The sequence below is a fragment of the Brevundimonas sp. UBA5936 genome, assembly GCA_002430835.1.
Lineage (GTDB): Bacteria > Pseudomonadota > Alphaproteobacteria > Caulobacterales > Caulobacteraceae > Brevundimonas.
On sequence record DJDA01000092.1, the window covers coordinates 17,138 to 34,303 of the forward strand.

Annotated in this window: 14 protein-coding genes; 2 read left to right on the forward strand and 12 right to left on the reverse strand. The window is 65.8% G+C overall.

Annotated features, from left to right (window positions below):
• Positions 1 to 143 precede the first annotated feature (143 nt).
• The 4 genes from B2Y21_RS08780 to B2Y21_RS08795 all read right to left on the reverse strand — a co-directional run bounded on the left by B2Y21_RS08780 (position 144) and on the right by B2Y21_RS08795 (position 2,776).
• Complete coding sequence (locus B2Y21_RS08780; protein ID WP_292058983.1) at positions 144 to 884, reverse strand: hypothetical protein; 741 nt, start codon at positions 882 to 884, stop codon at positions 144 to 146.
• Between the two features lie 100 nt (positions 885 to 984).
• Positions 985 to 1,302, reverse strand: coding sequence for a DUF2293 domain-containing protein (locus tag B2Y21_RS08785; protein ID WP_292058985.1), 318 nt, complete (start codon positions 1,300 to 1,302; stop codon positions 985 to 987).
• A complete protein-coding gene (locus tag B2Y21_RS08790; protein ID WP_292058987.1) occupies positions 1,292 to 1,939 on the reverse strand; it encodes a hypothetical protein in 648 nt (215 codons plus the stop codon). Before B2Y21_RS08790 ends, B2Y21_RS08785 begins: the two co-directional genes overlap by 11 nt.
• 507 nt (positions 1,940 to 2,446) lie before the next feature.
• Positions 2,447 to 2,776: an ArsR/SmtB family transcription factor gene (locus B2Y21_RS08795; RefSeq protein WP_292058989.1), complete on the reverse strand. Its 330-nt coding sequence runs from the start codon at positions 2,774 to 2,776 to the stop codon at positions 2,447 to 2,449.
• 52 nt (positions 2,777 to 2,828) lie between these two features.
• On the opposite strand from B2Y21_RS08795, the gene B2Y21_RS08800 reads away from it, so the two are divergent.
• Positions 2,829 to 3,314, forward strand: a complete 486-nt coding sequence (locus tag B2Y21_RS08800) for an SRPBCC domain-containing protein (protein ID WP_292058991.1) — start codon at positions 2,829 to 2,831, stop codon at positions 3,312 to 3,314.
• A gap of 4 nt (positions 3,315 to 3,318) precedes the next feature.
• A complete protein-coding gene (locus tag B2Y21_RS08805) occupies positions 3,319 to 3,681 on the forward strand; it encodes a hypothetical protein (protein ID WP_292058993.1) in 363 nt (120 codons plus the stop codon).
• Positions 3,682 to 3,808: 127 nt separating this feature from the next.
• On the opposite strand, the gene B2Y21_RS08810 is transcribed toward B2Y21_RS08805, so the two are convergent.
• From B2Y21_RS08810 to B2Y21_RS08845, 8 genes are all read right to left on the reverse strand, one after another.
• Positions 3,809 to 6,793: a TonB-dependent receptor gene (locus tag B2Y21_RS08810; RefSeq protein WP_292058994.1), complete on the reverse strand. Its 2,985-nt coding sequence runs from the start codon at positions 6,791 to 6,793 to the stop codon at positions 3,809 to 3,811.
• Positions 6,794 to 6,990: 197 nt separating this feature from the next.
• On the reverse strand, positions 6,991 to 8,100 hold the full coding sequence (locus tag B2Y21_RS08815; RefSeq protein WP_292058995.1) for a sugar kinase: 1,110 nt from the start codon (positions 8,098 to 8,100) through the stop codon (positions 6,991 to 6,993).
• Positions 8,097 to 9,311, reverse strand: coding sequence for a GDSL-type esterase/lipase family protein (locus B2Y21_RS08820; protein ID WP_292058997.1), 1,215 nt, complete (start codon positions 9,309 to 9,311; stop codon positions 8,097 to 8,099). The genes B2Y21_RS08815 and B2Y21_RS08820 overlap by 4 nt, the downstream gene beginning before the upstream one ends.
• 1 nt (position 9,312) lies before the next feature.
• On the reverse strand, positions 9,313 to 10,557 hold the full coding sequence (locus tag B2Y21_RS08825) for a GDSL-type esterase/lipase family protein (protein ID WP_292058999.1): 1,245 nt from the start codon (positions 10,555 to 10,557) through the stop codon (positions 9,313 to 9,315).
• 15 nt (positions 10,558 to 10,572) lie between these two features.
• On the reverse strand, positions 10,573 to 11,325 hold the full coding sequence (locus B2Y21_RS08830; protein WP_292059001.1) for an SDR family NAD(P)-dependent oxidoreductase: 753 nt from the start codon (positions 11,323 to 11,325) through the stop codon (positions 10,573 to 10,575).
• Positions 11,326 to 11,368: 43 nt separating this feature from the next.
• On the reverse strand, positions 11,369 to 12,655 hold the full coding sequence (locus B2Y21_RS08835; protein ID WP_292059003.1) for an MFS transporter: 1,287 nt from the start codon (positions 12,653 to 12,655) through the stop codon (positions 11,369 to 11,371).
• Positions 12,656 to 12,702: 47 nt separating this feature from the next.
• Positions 12,703 to 14,910: an alginate lyase family protein gene (locus B2Y21_RS08840; protein ID WP_292059005.1), complete on the reverse strand. Its 2,208-nt coding sequence runs from the start codon at positions 14,908 to 14,910 to the stop codon at positions 12,703 to 12,705.
• Positions 14,910 to 17,075 (reverse strand): polysaccharide lyase 6 family protein, encoded by a 2,166-nt coding sequence (locus B2Y21_RS08845; RefSeq protein WP_292059007.1) that lies wholly within the window; start codon positions 17,073 to 17,075, stop codon positions 14,910 to 14,912. Before B2Y21_RS08845 ends, B2Y21_RS08840 begins: the two co-directional genes overlap by 1 nt.
• Between the last annotated feature and the right edge of the window lie 91 nt (positions 17,076 to 17,166).

Genomic DNA, 17,166 nt, shown 5'->3' on the forward strand with positions numbered 1-17,166 from the left:
CGAGGCTCGCTTCTTACAGCCACAACTCGTTCAAGCTCATACCTACGCAGTCGACACAGACCGACGTTACAGTCATTAGAGGGACAACCTCCAGCCCGAGGTTCGCGATCTAGCGATGTTGGTACAAGCCGTCATTAGAGCCCTTAAGGCTCATTGGGGGCATCGCTATCGACAGGGAGCGGATCAGCCAGGGATTGAATCTCTCCGCGCCGCAGGGCTTCGATCTTCGCCCGCTTCTCAATATGTGCCTGAGCGGGCTCAACGATTTCCCATGTGTGTGTCACGTCGAGCGGATCCAGGTCGTTCTCCCTGCGCGTCCGCTTGGCCATTTCCCACGCCGTCACAGCGAGAACGGCCGCCCGGTCGGCATGGAGACAATGGTCATCCTCACCATTCTCGCCGCTGGCATCCAGTCCCGCGCGGGTCAGCTCCGTGCGGCGTTTGAAGTTCGATGCATCCACGGCCAGTTGCAGGTCCAACAGCTTCCAATCGACCAGTTCCGGCCAGGCGGGCAGAACTTGCAGATACAATGGGCCGTCTCCGGACGGGCTAAACCATCGTAGGCCGTCCCAATCCACGTGCCAAAACGAGTCGATTACGTTGGTGCATTGAACGACGAAGCTTTCCAGATGCTCAGCCAAGGCGAGGGCGGCCAGCGCCCGATGGTGTTTGGCGACCTGCCGCTGAGCGTCCGCCGCTTCTTTCCTTTCAGCCTGCCGACGGCGTTCGTCCTCGGCTCGCTGTGAAGTCGTCGCCCTGGCATTGAGATAGGCACCGAGGGTGATCCCGCCGAGACCGATCAAGGAGCTGACAACGCCGGCACCCAGCGTGGCTATCCAGGGGTTTGCTTGCGTTGCCCCAATCGTGACCTGCAGCCCGCCCATACTTCCCTCCGACTTGATCCTGACCGCCCAAGAGAAAGACCCACGTCGTTCTGTCAACGGAAGGGCCTTATGGCTGGTTTTTCCAGGAGAGGTTAGGAACCTACTTTATGACGAGAACCGTCCGCGCCCACGACGCGAGGATCGACCGCACCTCGAACGACACAATCAGCCGCGCCTCATCCCTCGTGAGGCCGGGAAAGCGTATCAGCCGGTCGTAGTCGGTCATCTTGTGGCGCACGTGATTGGTGGCCTTGATGCCAAACGCTTGGCCCAATGTCAGAGGCGGTTCCCATTCACGCGCGCTGATGTCGTCCACAAAGAGAGCGACCAATTCAGCAGGGCAATTCGGGTGGTGAATGGTGGCGTGACGCAGCACCGCCTCCCGGTCGAACCGGCTTCGCCGTTTCTTACGCGCCATTCGCCCTCCGCACCCTTGGAGTAAATAATGGGAGCCTTGGTTCTGATACCTGAGGTAATTCACGCTCAAGCGTAGAATGCGCCTGGTCCGCGACGGCAGCGGCCAGCAGGTCTAGGGCCGCGCTCAGGCGAGGAGCGACGACGGGAGGGAGCTTCGATTGCCCAACGTTCAGGCGGTCTGCTGCCTCTATGGCTTTGACTGGAACGCGCAGAACATAGGCGTTCGAGGCCTGCTTGAGTTGCGGCCCCTTCTGACCTGGGGTTTCGACCCGATCATAACGACGGGTCCAACTCAGGAAGCCGTGAGCTTCCAGTTGAGCCTTCCACGCATGGATGGATTTGCGCGCTACATTGAGCGCCTTGGCCAGCCAGAAAACCGAGGGTTCGAGCCGTCCGTTGCCTTTGACGCTTAGCGACACCAGGATCTCGGCCAAACGGATCGCGCCAAAACTGATCGTGCCAGCGGCGCCGGTCCTCTGGCCTTTCTTCCGGAGCCGTTCCGAATAGACCTTAAGGACGAAGATCAGACGCTGACCTTCCTTGCGGCTGAACCGCGTCCAGCGCGTGTTGATGGATAATTGGCTGCCACGACGCACGCGTGGAGGCGGCGCGCCCCAGCGGTGAGAATAGGCACTCATGACAGCGCCTCGTTCTTCCGATAGAATATCGCCTGTTCAGATTGCTTTCTTGAACCGTGATGTACCCCGGTGAGGCCCGCCAGCCCGCCGGGGTTTTTCGTACCTGAAGCCGCCCTTCGAAGGGTAGCCATTCGGTTGAAATGTCGTTTGTTTTCAACAAGCGTCGTCGGGCCGGCTAGCCCAAACAAGCGATTGAAAAGGAATGCCTTTTGGCCTTCCTCTCTGTCCGCCACACGCTTTGCTTTAAGCGATTCACCCTCAAACCGCCGTTGCCACCCACCATCTAGCTTGCCTAGGCGTTTACGCTTGGGTTCTTGCTATTCATCGGTTTCACATGACTGCACTTCGGCAGTCATAGAGCAGATTTCGCTAACAGCGTTCGTTGGCTCACAAAAATACAGCTACGACAGCGAAACTCAGAGCCGAGACGACCAGGCTCCAACGCCCGTAGATGGGCCTGCGCGATGAGCGGCGCGCGAGCGGGATTACAGGTTCAGGCCGATCGGCTCAGGCCCGCCCCTCCAGATCGCCTTTCAGTCGGTCAATCAGGGACAGGGCGTGTCCGGCGTACTCGCTGATCCAGCGGTCATGGATACGTTTGATCGGCAGGGCGTCGAGATGGTTCCACCGCTCGCGCCCTTCCCTTCGCACCACCACCAGACCGGCGCCTTCCAGCACCTTCAGATGCTGCATGACCGTGCAGCGGTCCATATCGTCGAAACGCTCGCACAATCCGCCGGTCGTGACAGGACCATCTTTCAGGCAGTCCAGTAGCTGCCGACGACGAGAGTGAGCCAACGCCTTGAAAACACGATCATCTTCTATCTCGTTTGACATGTTATTTTTTTATAACATAATCTGACCTCCTGCAAGCACGAAGGGTTCGGACATGTCCTTGGGTTTCACGGTTTCGGGGCGCATCGCCAAGCCGCCTCACGAGGTGTTCGACGCAGTGGTCAACCCGACCAAGCTGAGCGGCTATTTCACCACCCTGGGCGGCGCCAGCGCGCCGTTGACGCCAGGAGCCGTCGTCATCTGGTGGGGCTCCGTTGCCGTGGACGTCGAGGAGATCACGCCCGATCAGCGCATCGTGCTGCGCTGGGATGCGGAAACGGCCGATGGACAGCCCGCCTTCAAGACCCGAATCGTCATGGACTTCGAGCCGCTGGACGACGGCTCGACCTTCGTCACAATCGCCGAGTCTGGGTGGGCCGACGACGCGGCGGGGAAGAAGGCCTCTTTCGCCAACTGCGAAGGCTGGACAGCCATGCTGTCGGCGATGAAGGCCTGGCTAGAACACGGGATCAACCTGCGCGAGGGCTTCTACCCCTCAGAGATGCGCGGCGTCCTGCCCACCAGCAACAACCGGAAGTGAACCCATGGCCATCAACATCGAAGGCGGCGTCAACATCGCCATGAAGGTGCCGAGCCACCAACATCAGGCCGTCGTCGCCTTCTATCGCGACGTCGTCGGGCTTGAGAGCATCGCCGAAAAGGCGCCGGCGGTCGGCTTCAAGCTCGGCCCGAACCAGCTCTGGATCGACGAGTCTGAGACCCTGACCCAGGCCGAGGTCTGGCTCGAACTGTTCACCCCGAACCACGGAGCCGCCTTGCGACGGCTGGAGGACGGCGGCGCCGTGCGCTGCGACCCGATCGAACCGCTGGGCGAAGGATTTCGCGGCGGCTGGATCATGAACCCCGCCAACATCGTGCACATGGTCCGCGAACCCGACGCCTGGTGATCCGCGGCCACGACCAGCGCCGCCCCCATCGGCGCGCCGACGTCCGCGCGATGACCGCCCCCTCTCCATAGACAACAGGCCGGCCCACGTGACGGACCGGCCTGTCTTTTTGCAGGGATCGATGGCCTTAGAAGCGCAGGCTCAAACCCGCGACGATGCGGCGGTCCGTCAGACCATTGTAGCAAAGAAGCGCATCGTCATTGATGCAGTACTCATTGGCGTCTTCACGCGTCAGGTTGATCGCCTCCAGACCCACGGTGGCCCAGCTGTTGATCTCATAGTTGACGCTGGCGTTCAGTTGGCCGCGGTCGTCGCTGACGCGCGGAACGTCAAACGCCGAGGTAAAGGCTTCCGTGTTGATGAAGTCGGAGCGCCACGTGTAGCGCATCCGGGCGCTCAGCCCGCCCCGCTCGTAGAAGAGCGTCGCATTGTAGGAATATTTCGAGAGGTTCTCCAGCTCGACGCGATCCTGAGGCAGCGGATTGAATCCCAGGTCGCGGGTCGTGTTCCGCGTCAGGCCGATGGTCCGGTAGCTGTCAACGTTCCCGCCGGTCTTCTGATAGGTGAAGTTGCCGATGAAGCCGAAGCCGGACATCCAGCCGAGGCGATCCTCCCATTGCGACAGATCGTACTGGAAGGCCGCTTCGACGCCCGTCTGGGTCGTCTCGCCATCCACGTTGAACGTCGACGTCAGCGGAACGCAGATGCCGGTCTGCCCCTTGTCCGGGTGGTTGACGTTGATGACGGCGATCGGGTTGTAGATGCCGCCGCCAGGGCAGGACGGGTCACGGCTTCGGTTCACCACGCCGTTCACGGCGTTGTCCGGCGGGCTTTCGGTGACGCTGGCGAACAGATTGTCGCGCACCTTGTGGAAGACGCCGAGGCTGACCAGGCTGGACGGAGCGAAATAGTATTCGGCCGACAGGTCGAACGACAGGACGGTTTCCGGCTCCAGGTTCGGATTGCCGCGGTTCACCGCCGTGTTCTCGCTGGTGGCGAAGGTCACAGAGGACGACAGCCGGTTGAAGTCAGGCCGGCGAATGTCGCGGGCCACACCCGCTCGAATGATGACGTCCTCACGCGGCTCGGCCACCAGGTTGAAGCGCGGCAGCCAGAATTCGTAGGAGGTGTTGTGCACCGCCCGGCTCGCGTTCGTGCCGCTGGCGACCGTATTGCCGACAGAGTTGAGATCAGTGCTGACATAACGGACGCCGGCGTTGCCGCGCATGGGCATGCCGAACGCTTCGGTGTCGAAATTGGCCTGCAGATAGGCGGTGCTGGTCTTCTCGGTGATCTCGAAGAAGGCGCTCGCTTGCGACGTCGGCTGACCGATCAGCGGAATATTGGAGCCGTTGGCGGCGTTGCTGGCGGCGATGGCGGTGTTGAGCTCGGCCAGGGTTCCAGCCGGATCGCCGAAGGCCTTGGCGCCGTCCAGGATCAGGAAGTCCGAGAAATACAGATGGCGATCATCGGCCGCGTTGAAATTGTTCGGGCCGGCGATCAGCAGGTTGGAGAAACGGTCGCCGCTGGGACGGAAGAAGGACGAGTTGACGTTGGTGAAGTTGGTGCTGCCCGTGACGTTGTCATTGAGCGCGCTGGTCTCATTCCAGCGCAGGCCCGCATCGATCGAGGTGATGAAAGGCAGAACGCCGTCCATGGCGTAGGAAGCGTCGAGGCGGAACGCCTTCTCTTCATTCTCGCGAACGCTACGACCCTGCGACACCTGATGCAGACGATAGTTGGCGGGGTCCAGCAACTGGGCCGCGCTGGGCGTCGAGAGCTGCCCCTGAGCGATGCCGAACTGCAGCATCCCGCCGCTTAGGTCGAACTCGATCGGCACGCCGTTGGCCAGCGACACGCCCCGAACCGGCTGAGGACTGTTGGGATTGACGAATTCCAGCGTGGTGTTGAAGCTGGGCAGGACCGAGTCCGAGGTCGACAATGACGCCTGCGCGCTGAGCGACAAGCGATCCAGATCCCACTCGCCGCCCAGTGCGAACACGCGGCTTTCGGTCACGCGCGAGCCCGTATCGCTGGTCGTGCGCAGATAGGGCGCAAGATTGCCGTCCGTTCGAGGCAGGATGAGCCCCTTCAGCGCCGCCTGGACGGAGCCCAGGTCCGTCGTCCCGTTCGGGCCCTGGACCTTGCCCAGGTTGACGGTTTCGAACGCCGTGTTCGTCGTGTTGTCGACCACGCCGTTGTCCGAAATGGTCGAGATCTGCACGGTCGAGCTCTGTTCGGCGCGCTGCTGATCGTTCAGCGTCATGTCGAAATAGAATTTCAGATTGTCCTTCGGCTTCCACTCCGCCGAACCCGAGAAATTCTTGGTCTCATACTCGAAATTATCCAGATCCTGATTGAAGAACTGGATGCGCATGAAGGGGAAGGCCTCGGCGCTCAGACGGCCCGAGTCCGGGGTGACGACCGCGTCGCGGTCGACGCGCGGGCGGAAGGCGGCGACGTCCTGCTCGGCGTAGCTGAAGCTGCCGACCAGGCCGAACTGACCGAAGTCCGTATCCCAGCGCTTGCCGATCGTGCCCGAATAGCGCGGCGTCAGGGTGTCCGACAGGTCGCTGTATTCGGTCTGGGCGCGGAAGGCGAACAGGGGATCCTTCAAATCCAGCGGGCGAATGGTCCGCAGATTGATGGTGCCGCCCACCGAGCCTTCGATCGTCTTGGCCTCCGGCACCTTGATGACCTGCACCGAGCTGATCATCGAGGCCGCCAGGTCGTCGAAGCTGATGCCCGACCGGCCCGAGCCCGAACCCACCGTCGAGACGCCGTTGATTTCTACCCGATTGGCGTCTGTGCCGCGAATCTGCACGCCGCGCCCGACGCCCGCCTCGCGGGTGATCTGGATGCCGGTGACGTTCTCGAGCACCTCGGCGAGATTCTGGTCCGGCAGCTTGCCGATGTCCTCGGCCTCGATGACCTCGACCAGGTTGGCGGCGTTGCGCTTCTGCGACAGGGCGTTCTGCAGCGAGGCGCGAATACCGGTGACGACGATCTCATCGACCTGAGTGACGTCGGCGCTCCCCGCCCCATCCTGATCCGGCTCAACGCTTTGGGCGAACGCCGGAGCGGCCGCCATCAGCGCCGTCGTCGTCAGCAATATCGCCGTCAGTCGTTTGCCGGAATTCGCTCGAACGCCAGCATCCCCCATTTGCCTCATCGCGTGCCTCCCAGTGCGCTTTTTTTATTATCCGAACGCTGGATTGGCCTTACCTATCTGTCAACCTCTTTTCGGACCACAATAGATTAATTCAATAGACCAATTGGTCTATTTTTGGAGTGGACGTATCCACCGTCTCAGCGGCTGCCGCCGCGCTCGCCCCGAATAAGCGCCTCGATTTCAGCCAGATCCGTCTCGGCGTTATCGCCGGGCGTCGTCATCGCCAGAGCTCCGTGGGCGGCCGCCAGCTCCACCGCCTGCTGAGCGCCCTCACCCGCCATGAGCCCGTGGATGAGGCCCGAGGCGAAGGCGTCGCCGCCGCCGACGCGATCCAGAATCTCCAGGTCCGGTCGAGCCATGGAGACATGTCGCTCGTCCCGTTCATGGAACACGCCCTGCCAGCCGTTGACCGTCGCGCTCTTCGGGTCACGCAGGGTGTAGGCGACGCCCCTCAGTTGCGGAAAGGCGTCGAAGGCCATCTGCGCCGCCTTGGACGGCGGCCCCGGATCGGTCGGCCAGGCGCGCCGCCCGACCTCTTCGCTGACCAGCCCCAGGCAGGCGGCCAGTCCCCGATCATCCGCAAATATCAGATCGCACTCGGCCACGATGGCCCGGTTGATCGCGCGCAGGGCCTCAGGGTCCGGATGGCTGCGCCACAGGCTCTCGCGATAGTTAAGATCATAGGACACGACAACGCCGAGGCGTCGCGCCGCGCGCACAGCCGCCAGGGCGGTCCGCGCCGTCTCGGCCGACAATGCCGCGAAGACTCCGCCGGTATGCAGCCAATGCGCGCCGCTCGCGCCCAGAACATCGTCCCAGTCGAACGCCTGCGGGTCGAGCGCCGACGCCGCCGAGTACGCCCGGTCGGACACGCCCTGCGGCGGCCGGACGCCGAAGCCGCGCTCGGTGAAGTTGAGGCCCATTCGCGCCTCGCGTCCGACGCCGTCGTAGTCGCGCCAGACGATGGCGCCGACATCCACACGCGCCTGGGCGATCAGGCTTTCGGTCAGCACGCCCAGAGGATTGCGCGGCAGGGCCGTCAACACCGCCGTCGGCCGCCGGAAGGTTCGGCTGAGCCCCCGCGCGACATTGTATTCGCCGCCGCCCTCCCAGACGTTGAAAGCGCGGGCGCTGCGAATCCGCCCCTCGCCCGGATCCAGACGCAGCATCACCTCGCCGAGAGCGACAAGATCCCACCGCTTGGCGCCGCCGACGGGCAGCGCCCATGAATGCTTCGCCTCGCTCATCGCGCGTCGCATCCGAACAGCGACAGATCGACCGCCTCAGCCATCAACCGGTATCCCTCATCATTGGGGTGGAGCATGTCGGGACGAGCGGCGCCCGCTCGGAAGCTCTCTGGATCCGCCTGATCCCGAACGGCCGCGTCGAAGTCCACGACCCCGTCAAACGCGCCCTCGTCGCGGATGAAGGCGTTGAGGGTCCGACGCGCCTCCGACGACGGGGCGTCATAACGCTCCGATCCCTTGAACGGCGTCAGGGTGCCCGCGACAGCCTTGATTCCATGATCATGCAGGCGGGCGACCAGTTGGCGATAACCTTGAACCATGTCCGCTGCATTGCGGCCTGGCTTGGCGGGATCGCCCCCGTGGCGGATGTCGTTGATGCCTTCCAGCAGGATGACGTAGTCGATCTGCGGCAGGGCCAGGATGTCCCGGTCCAGCCGCGCCAGCCCGGAATGGGACCGACCGTGGTCCAGCAGCTTGTTGCCGCTGATGCCCTGATTCAGCACCACGAAGCGGCCGGGACAGGTCGTCTCGAAGCGGCGCGCCAGCATGCTGGGCCAGTCGCGCTCGGCCCCCAAGGTGGCCGTCGCGCCCTCCGTGATGGAATCGCCGAAGGCCGCCACCACGATCGGCGCTGTCTCACGCTCGCCATAGACGGCGGAGATCACGTTCTGGCGGTAGTCCAGGGCGACGTCATCGCCGGGCGTCGCCACTCCCTGCCCTATCCGCACGACGGTGCGGCGCACGGCGGGGCGGGTCGGATCGGGAAAGCGCAGGCTGACCGAGACCTGTGAGAAGGCCGGCGCATCCAGAGCCACCGGATCGCTGATCAGGACGGAGCCGACGGGGATCGTCACCTCGCTGCGCCCGTCGAAGAGCACCGGCGTCGTGCCGTCCTCGCCCGTCAGGCCCAGCCGCATGTCGGCCACGCGCAACGGCGCATCGCCCAGCTCATTGCTGACGCGCAACCGAAGCGCACGCACCGACGCGCCCAGACGCATGTCCTGGCGGACCGTCTGCCCCGCGAACTGCACGGGCGCCTCGGGCGTGCCGTCCTTGCGGTCTGGCGCGGGCGAGGCGGTCCAGACCGGGCTCCACACCTGAGCCGAGGCGGCGCCCGCCGCGCCCCAGGCGACGCCGGCCAGCGTCAGGGCCAGAAGGGCCGCGCGACGGCGGCCGGCTTTGAACGGCGAGACAGAAAACGGACGGATCATGTCAGGGCCTCGGCGGTGAACAGGGACTGGGAGCGAAGACGTCGGGGTCAATCGCCTCGGCCATCAGGCGATGGCCTTCGTCATTGGGGTGATAGCCGTCTTCACGGTGGGCGCCGGGGCGAATGCGGCCCGGCCGGGCGACGTCGTCGAGGGCGGCCTCGAAATCGATGATCCCGTCGAAGATCGCGCCCTGGCGGATCAGGGTGTTGAGCTTACGACGTTTGTCGTCGGTCGTCGGGCCGGGAATGGCAGGCTCAGCCACAGGCGAGGCCAGGATAGGGGTCAGCACCCCGCCGATGACCTTGATGCGCTGGGCCTGAAGCGCCCCAACGGCCTGCCGGTATCCAGTGGCGACATCGTCCACTCCGGCGCCCGGACGGTCGCGCGCAGGGCCTTTCTGGCGCACGTCGTTGAGACCGGCCATCAGCACCACATGGGTGACGCCGGGCATGGCCAGAACGTCGCGCTCCAGCCGCGAGACGAGGGAAGGCGAGCGTCCGTCCGAAGCCACCATATTGCCGCCGATCCCGGCGTTCACCACCACGAAGGCGTCGGGGCAGACGTCCTCCAGACGGCGACCCAGCTGGTGCGGCCAGGCGCGATGGGCGCCGAGGGTCGTCGATCCGCCTTCGGTGATGGAATCGCCGAGGGCGACAATGACGGCGGCGGGCGCCGTCGGACGCTGGGCCAGCACGGCCGAGACGACGCCCTGGCCGCGCAGAAGCGCCGCCGCGTCGCCGGGCGCGGCGTCACCCGAAGCGATCCGCACCGGGCCGAGCCGGACGGCGGGCCGGGTCTCGTCGGGCAGGTAGGCGCTGACCGTCAGCTCGGCATAGGCGGGAACGGCCACGACCAGCGGATCGCTGAGCGCAAAGCCGCCCGGAGGAATGACAGCATAGGCGGCGCCGTCGAAGCGCAGAGGGTGAGCGGCCTCGCCCTTCAACCCCGCCTCGGCGCGGCCGATGACCAGCGGCCCTTCGCCCAGTTCATTGCTGAAACGAACGCGCACCGCCGCCGCCGCCGTCGCCATCAACAGATCCTGCCGCAGGGTGACGTTTTGCAGCCGCGGCGGCGCGCCGTTGGCGGCGGTCTCGTTCCGCCAAGGCATGGGCGAGGCGAGCCACGCCGGAACCCAGACCTGAGCGCTTGCGATGGCGGGCGCCGCCAGCGTCACGCACAGACCGGCGGCCAGGGCCGCCAGGGACCGCCGCGCCGCTCTGCGTCGTGAGAAGGGATTGCCCGCCATCGCTCGCCTCATGCCTTAGGAGAAGTAGGTTCCGCCGTTCACATCGACGTTGGCGCCGGTCATGAAGCCGGCGGCGTCCGACGCCAGGAAGACGGCGACATCAGCGGCCTCTTCAGGATGACCTTCCCGGCGCAGCGGCGTGCCGTTGGCCACGGCCTGGCGCACCTCGGGCTTGGTGAAGTCGTCGTGGAAGCGGGTCGAGATCATACCGCAGCACAGGGCGTTGACGCGGATTCCCTTGGGCCCCAGCTCCTTGGCCATGGCGCGGGTGAAGGTCATCACCGCCGCCTTGGACGCCGCATAGAGGGAGGCGCCGGGACCGCCGCCGTCACGCCCCGCCTGTGAGGCGAAGTTCACGATGGCCGCGCCGGAAGACATGTGCGGCACGACCGCTCGCGTCGTCAGGAAGGTCGAGCGGAAGTTCACGTCCATGACGCTGTCGTAGAAGGCGTCGTCGATCTCCAGCAGCGGCTTGCGGGCCACCATGCCCCCGGCCGTGTTGACCAGAATGTCCACGCCGGGGCCGAACGCCGCCTGGGCCGCCGACACCAGACCGTCGACGCCTTCGGGCGTGGTGACGTCGGCGCGGTGCAGCACGGCGGTCCCGCCCGCCGCCTCGATCAGGCGCAGCGTCTCTTCGGCGCTGGCGGCGTCGTTGGCGTAGTTGACCACGACCTTGGCGCCTTCGGCGGCCAGCTTCAGCGACACCTGGCGTCCGATGTCGCGTCCGCCGCCCGTAACGATGGCCACCTTGTTGTTGAGTTTCATCTCGCTCTTAGTCCTTGAAAGCAAAGTGAGGATTGGAAAGGGATCAACCGCGCGCCGACGGGACGTCGACCTTCTCGATGCGACCGGTCACGACCCAGATCGCGACCAGGCAGAGCGGCACGAGCGCGGCCACGAGGATGAAGATCGGGGCGTAGGAGACCTTGGTCATGACCGGCACCAGCCAGGTGGTGATCAGGGTTCCGGCTACGGCCGCCATGCCGCCGACGCCCGCCAGGGAGCCGACCGACTTGCCGTGGAAGACGTCGCCGGGCAGCGTCTGGATGTTGCCGATGGCGACCTGGAAGCCGAACAGGACGGCGGCGATGGTCAGCACGGCGATCGTGGGATCATCAGCGAGCACCGCGCCCAGCAGGGCCGGCGCCATGATCACGCAGCCCAGGGTGATGACCCATTTGCGGGCGCGGTCGATCGAGCGGCCCGAGGCGATCAAGCGCCCCGACAGCCAGCCGCCGAACAGGCTGCCCAGCATGGCGCCGACGAAGGGCACCCAGGCGAAGATGCCGATCTGCTTGATGTCGAAGGAGAAGGTTTCGGCCAGATAGATCGGCAGCCAAGAGACGAACAGCCACCAGATCGGATCGAGGAAGAAGCGGGCCAGAACGATGCCCCAGCTCTGCCGGTGCGACATCATCTGCTTCAGGCTGGGCGCCTTGGCCGGTTCGGTCTCAGGCGTCGCAACCGTTTCGGCCGGAGCATCCAGGATCAGGGCGCGCTCGGCGGCGTTGACCCACGGATGCTTGTCCGGCCCCGCGCGATAGATCACCAGCCAGGGCAGCACCCAGATGAAGCCCAGCGCGCCGATCAGCAGGAAAGTCCCCTTCCAGCCCAGCGACAGGAAGAGTAAGGCGATCAGGGGCGCCGAGACGATGGCCCCGATCGAGGCCCCGGCGTTGAAGATGCCCTGGGCGAAGGCGCGCTCCTTGGGCGGGAACCACTCGGCGTTGGCCTTAACCGCGCCGGGCCAGGCGCCGGCCTCGCTGACGCCCAGCATGGCGCGGAAGATGCCGAAGGAGGCGATGCTGCTGGCCGTGGCGTGCAGGGCGATCGAGATCGACCACAGGCCGATCGACCAGGCGAAACCCAGGCGCGTGCCGATGCGGTCGAACAGCCGTCCGAAGGCGAACTGGCCCGCCGCGTAGAAGAGCATGAAGATGGTGACCAGAAGGGCGTAATCCTCCTTGGTCGCGCCGATCTCGCCGGCGATCTCGGGCCACATCACCGCCAGGGCGTTGCGATCGATGTAGTTGATCACCGTGGCCACGGCGATCATGGCGATGATGGCCCACCGGACGGCGGATCTCTTTTGCATGTCTGGTCCTCCCCTTGTCGGGCCGGTCGCGCGCGGCGCCGGCCTCTCTATTGATCCAGTCGCGCCCAGGGCCCGGTCCAACGCCAGGTCCGGCCGTTCGCCGTGACGACGTGGGCGGCGCGCGACGCCGGATCGTCGGCGACGCCCAGAACCACCGTCTTGCCGGAAGCGAGCGTCACGACGACCACCTCGGCGTCGGCGCCCCGCACGCTGCTCAGGTCGCGGATGGCGCTGTCAGCGCCGACCACGGTCTCGGCCCGGCCGTCGTAGCGGCCGTGCGGCTCCAGCACGCCGACGAAGGTCGCGTCCTTCTGGCCGTCGGCCCGCAGGATCAGGGCCGGCTCACGACGCAGGTTGAATTCCGGATCATTGGCGCCGCTCTCGGCCAGGATGGCCTGGGCGGGAACGCTCGAGGCGAAACGCCAGGTGTAAAAGCGGCCATCCAGCAGCCAGGTCAGGCTGCGGCTGTCCTGCGACGGCTGGGAGACGGCGTCGACCCACAGGTGCTGATAGCCGTCGGCTGCGCCGAGGACCGGGCGGTCCGTCACCATGCGCTCGGCCTCGAAGCCCAGCTTCATGATGTGGCCGTTGTAGTGCAGCGGCAGATCGTAGCGCGCCGAGCGCTCACCGGAGACCCGCATCAGGTCGATCACGACCGGCCGCTCAAGATCGGGATGTTCGACCAGGGCCTGTGTGCGCGTGAACGTCACCCCGTCATAGGCCTCTGTCTGGCGCGCCGAGACGATCTGCGTCCCCTCGGCCGTGTCAAAGAAGAGCACCTGAGGCGGGTGATCTTCGCCCGTCTGCCATTGGCCGCCGAACTGGTTGCGCTCGTTCACCACCAGGGTGTTGTGGGCCACCGTAGCCTTGGCCCAGCTGTTGTTCTCGGGCAGGTAGATGCCGCCCGCCTTGGCCTCGATATTGAGGAAGCGCGCGGCGCCGTAGTCGGTCACCACCGTCTGGCCGTTGTCGTAGAAGAGCCAGTTCAGCTTGTCGAAATGGCCGTGGCCCATGCCCATGGCGGTCGCCTTCTGGACCAGGGCCTGACCGTCTTCGCCCCCCGCGCGGATGATGGCCAGCGCGCCCCGCGTCCCGTCAGGGCCGTCGCTCAGCAACACCGAACGGAAGGCATAGGGCCGCGCCGCGCCCGAGGCCGCCGCCTCGGCCACCTTCAGGCCCTCCGGTGACAGGAGGGTCCGCCCCTGGCGCTGCGCGATGGACAGCAGGCCCGCGTCCTGTGTGCGCGCGTAGACGGAGGCGACGCCGGTGACCAGCTCCTCGGTGTCCAGCCCCTTGTCGAGGATGGCGTCGTTGATCGGGATGAAATAGCCGCCGTAGCTGGACTGGATCAGCGTATCCACAGCCTTGAGCAGCACCCCGTCGCGGCGCTGGAAGATGCCGCGTGCGGGTTCGTTCCGATCGATGGCCCCCGCGAAGATGATGAAGGGCGCCAGGGCGTAGCGCTGATAATACGGCCCCTCTTCGTAATAGCCGTCGGGCGAGAAGAGCTGATCGATCTGGGTCAGGAAGCCGGCCGAGCCGTCCTTCTTCAGCCCCGTCAGCGCCTTGTCGGACAGGTCGCGATCGCGCAGCACATAGCCGGTCATGCCGACGCCGGCGACGGCCCAGGTGGCGTGGTTGTGGATGCGCTCGAAATTCTCGGGCGTCTCCGCCGACAGGAAGCTGGCCATGCGACGGAAGACGTCGTCGTCGATGCGGCGACGCTCCTCGGCGGTCAGGGACTCGCGGATCGCGTCATAGCCCTGGATCGAATAGACGAGCCAGACCGAGTCGTTCAGCGTCTGCCAGAACAGGCGGCCCGGAATCTGCCCTCGCCCCGCCGGATGGGCGCCCAACGTCGGATAGAGTTTGGCGTATTCCAGCAGCAGATCGCGCGCATAGTCGGCGTAAGCCTTGTCGCCGGTCAGGCGATACAAGGCCCCGGCGTTGTAGATGGCCTGATAGTTCCGCTTGTGCTGCTCATGGGTGAAGCCGCCGCCGGGATCGCGCGGCGTGGGCACGTTCACCCCCTGAGCCATGGCCGCGCGGACCAGAGCTTCGACCCGCTCACGCTCGATGGCGAACAGGGGATAGGCGGAGCCCTGCTCGGCCATTCGCCGCCACTCCTGAGACGAGGTCAGCACCGGCGCGGCCTCGGTCGACGCCGAGACTTGCGCGGCAGGCGCGGTCGCCGCCTGGGCGCTCAGGGCGCTGCTGGCGAGAAGAAGAGCCGTCAGAGGCAGGGCGCGCAGCATCAGAATTCCTCCGTCGCCGCGATGGGCGCGATGTCGGTTTGCATCTCGGGCGTGCGGACCAGGCGGTTCCCGGCCACGGCCAGCACAGGCTCGCCGACGCGGTGGGAGAAGCTGATCGCGCCGCTGTCCGTCAGGGTGTTGTCGACCAGTTCGGCGTGCTGGACGCCGCGCATCAGGATTGACGGCCGCTCAGATGAGCCGACCCGCTCGAAGCTCGCCCCCCTGATCACCAGGCGCGGCCCGAAAGTGCTCTCGTCCGTGCCGCCGCGATAGAGGTCGACGACCGGGCCGCCGATGCGGCTGAAGGCGCCGCCTTCGATCTGCACCAGTTCGGCGTTGTAGGTGCCCCGGTCATCCGTCTCGGCGGCGGCCGAGATCACCGAGCCGGTGATGTTGTCCACCCGCACGTCGCGCAGCAGCACGCGATCAGCCATGACCCCCTTGCCCAGGGCGATCAGGTTGAAGCCGCGATTGACGGTCAGTTCGCGGACCTCGACGTCCTCCAACACCAGATCGAAGTTGGCGGCGCTGGAACCCGGCGCCACGCGGATGACCGCGTTTCCCGTTTCATCGGGAGCGTCAGCGCCGGTCACCGACAGGCTGGCCAGCTTCAGCGAGCCGCCCTTGGCCACTTCGAACAGCGAGGGCCGCGAGAAGGCGATCTCGACCCGCCCCTGCCCCGAACCGCGCAGCGTCAACGGCGCGCCGACCGTCAGGGTCCGGTCGACTGCATAGCGGCCCGGCGCCAGCACCAGGACGTCGCCCGGACGGGCCGCGGCGACAGCGGCCTCTAGCGCGCCTTCGGCCGGGGCAACAGCGATCTCGGCGCCCTGGTCCAGGCGGACAGTCCGCACGTCCTTAGGATACCAGTCCACCCCCGTCGCCTCGCGCGGGATCATGGCCAGGTCGGGCGAGGCGCCTGCGCCTTGCGGCGTTTCAGGAGCCAGCAAACCGTTCGCGCCGCGCACCAGGGCGATATCCCGCTGCGCCGCCTGCACATTGTCGGCAAAGGTGACGCCCGACAGGTCGCCCAGCCTCCGCATCGGATCGTGGCCGTCCATATTGACGATCAGGTTGCGCGCGAACCGACTGTCGATCGGCGGCGCCGAACGCTCGGCGTCCATGCCCGCGCCCAGGAAGAGGCTGCGTGCGTCGATGATGGTGTTGTTCTCGATCACCGCGCCGACCACCTGGTGGTAGCGGTTGATGGGGGAATCGGGGACGCCGTGCATCACGCTCAACGCGGCGGTGAAGCCATCGCCGGTGATCCCCTCCATGTAGTTGTTCCGCACCGTCTGACTGCGGTTGATGATACGGACGCCCCCGGTGTGCGGCTTTCCTCCGCCGATGAACACATTGTTCTCGACCAGGTTTCCGTCGCCGTGGCGCAGGACCATGGACCCGCGCGAATGGAAGAAGACGTTGCCGCGATAGGTGTTGCCGCCCGACTTGTTCGAGACGATCTCGACCTCGCCGTCGGCGCCCTCGAACCAGTTGTTCTCGACCAAGGTGTTGGAGGCCGACAGGGAGTCGGCGCTGGTCCCCACGCGCAAGGTCTCGCCGCCGTTGGACCCCAGGTTGGGGCGCGGACCGAAATAGTTGTGGTCGATGCGGTGGCGGTTATCGAGCCCCTGCTGTTCGTCGCGCACGACGACCAGCGTGGTCCCGACGTTGTTCTTGCCGGTCAGATGGTTGTGATCGAACCGGTTGCCTTGCCCATACAACGCCACCCAGTTGTCCGACGTGGCCCGGTCCGGCTTGTTGTAGCCGTCGATCACCAGACCCGTGACGCGGCTGTCCACGGCCCGGTGTTCCTTGGAGCGGCGGAAGGACACCACCTCCCCCGTCGGCGACCAGCCGTCGCGGAAGATCAGGTTCGACACCACCAGCTGACGCCCCGCCAGCCTGAGGTTGGACTGGCCCGACAGCACCACCCCGCCCGGCGTCTGAGCCGTCAGGGTGATCGGTTGGTCAGCCCGACCCTCAGCCTCGAACAGGATCTGAAAGTCGCGCCACACCCCGTCCTTCAGGACAATGACGTCGCCCGGCTTAACGTCGCGCAGAACTCGCTGATACTCCGCCGGCGTCGCCACCAGGGTCGTGGTCTGGGCGGTCGCCGCCCCAGCCCACAGCAGGGCGGCCGCAAGCGCCAATCTCGACAACATGATCGCCTCCCCCTCCGGTCCGCTTTGGCGCGGACTTGTTCGCGGTTTCGTATCCGCAGGAGAAAGCTATCAGTCAGGCCACCAAAGGCAA

Bases quoted from the DNA above. Each gene is read 5' to 3' on its own strand.
- B2Y21_RS08845 (WP_292059007.1), bottom strand. From the start codon at position 17,075: ATGTTGTCGAGATTGGCGCTTGCGGCCGCCCTGCTGTGGGCTGGGGCG.
- B2Y21_RS08805 (WP_292058993.1), top strand. From the start codon at position 3,319: ATGGCCATCAACATCGAAGGCGGCGTCAACATCGCCATGAAGGTGCCG.
- B2Y21_RS08790 (WP_292058987.1), bottom strand. From the start codon at position 1,939: ATGAGTGCCTATTCTCACCGCTGGGGCGCGCCGCCTCCACGCGTGCGT.
- B2Y21_RS08815 (WP_292058995.1), bottom strand. From the start codon at position 8,100: ATGAGCGAGGCGAAGCATTCATGGGCGCTGCCCGTCGGCGGCGCCAAG.
- B2Y21_RS08820 (WP_292058997.1), bottom strand. From the start codon at position 9,311: ATGATCCGTCCGTTTTCTGTCTCGCCGTTCAAAGCCGGCCGCCGTCGC.
- B2Y21_RS08840 (WP_292059005.1), bottom strand. From the start codon at position 14,910: ATGCTGCGCGCCCTGCCTCTGACGGCTCTTCTTCTCGCCAGCAGCGCC.
- B2Y21_RS08825 (WP_292058999.1), bottom strand. From the start codon at position 10,557: ATGGCGGGCAATCCCTTCTCACGACGCAGAGCGGCGCGGCGGTCCCTG.
- B2Y21_RS08800 (WP_292058991.1), top strand. From the start codon at position 2,829: ATGTCCTTGGGTTTCACGGTTTCGGGGCGCATCGCCAAGCCGCCTCAC.
- B2Y21_RS08830 (WP_292059001.1), bottom strand. From the start codon at position 11,325: ATGAAACTCAACAACAAGGTGGCCATCGTTACGGGCGGCGGACGCGAC.
- B2Y21_RS08780 (WP_292058983.1), bottom strand. From the start codon at position 884: ATGGGCGGGCTGCAGGTCACGATTGGGGCAACGCAAGCAAACCCCTGG.
- B2Y21_RS08785 (WP_292058985.1), bottom strand. From the start codon at position 1,302: ATGGCGCGTAAGAAACGGCGAAGCCGGTTCGACCGGGAGGCGGTGCTG.
- B2Y21_RS08835 (WP_292059003.1), bottom strand. From the start codon at position 12,655: ATGCAAAAGAGATCCGCCGTCCGGTGGGCCATCATCGCCATGATCGCC.
- B2Y21_RS08795 (WP_292058989.1), bottom strand. From the start codon at position 2,776: ATGTCAAACGAGATAGAAGATGATCGTGTTTTCAAGGCGTTGGCTCAC.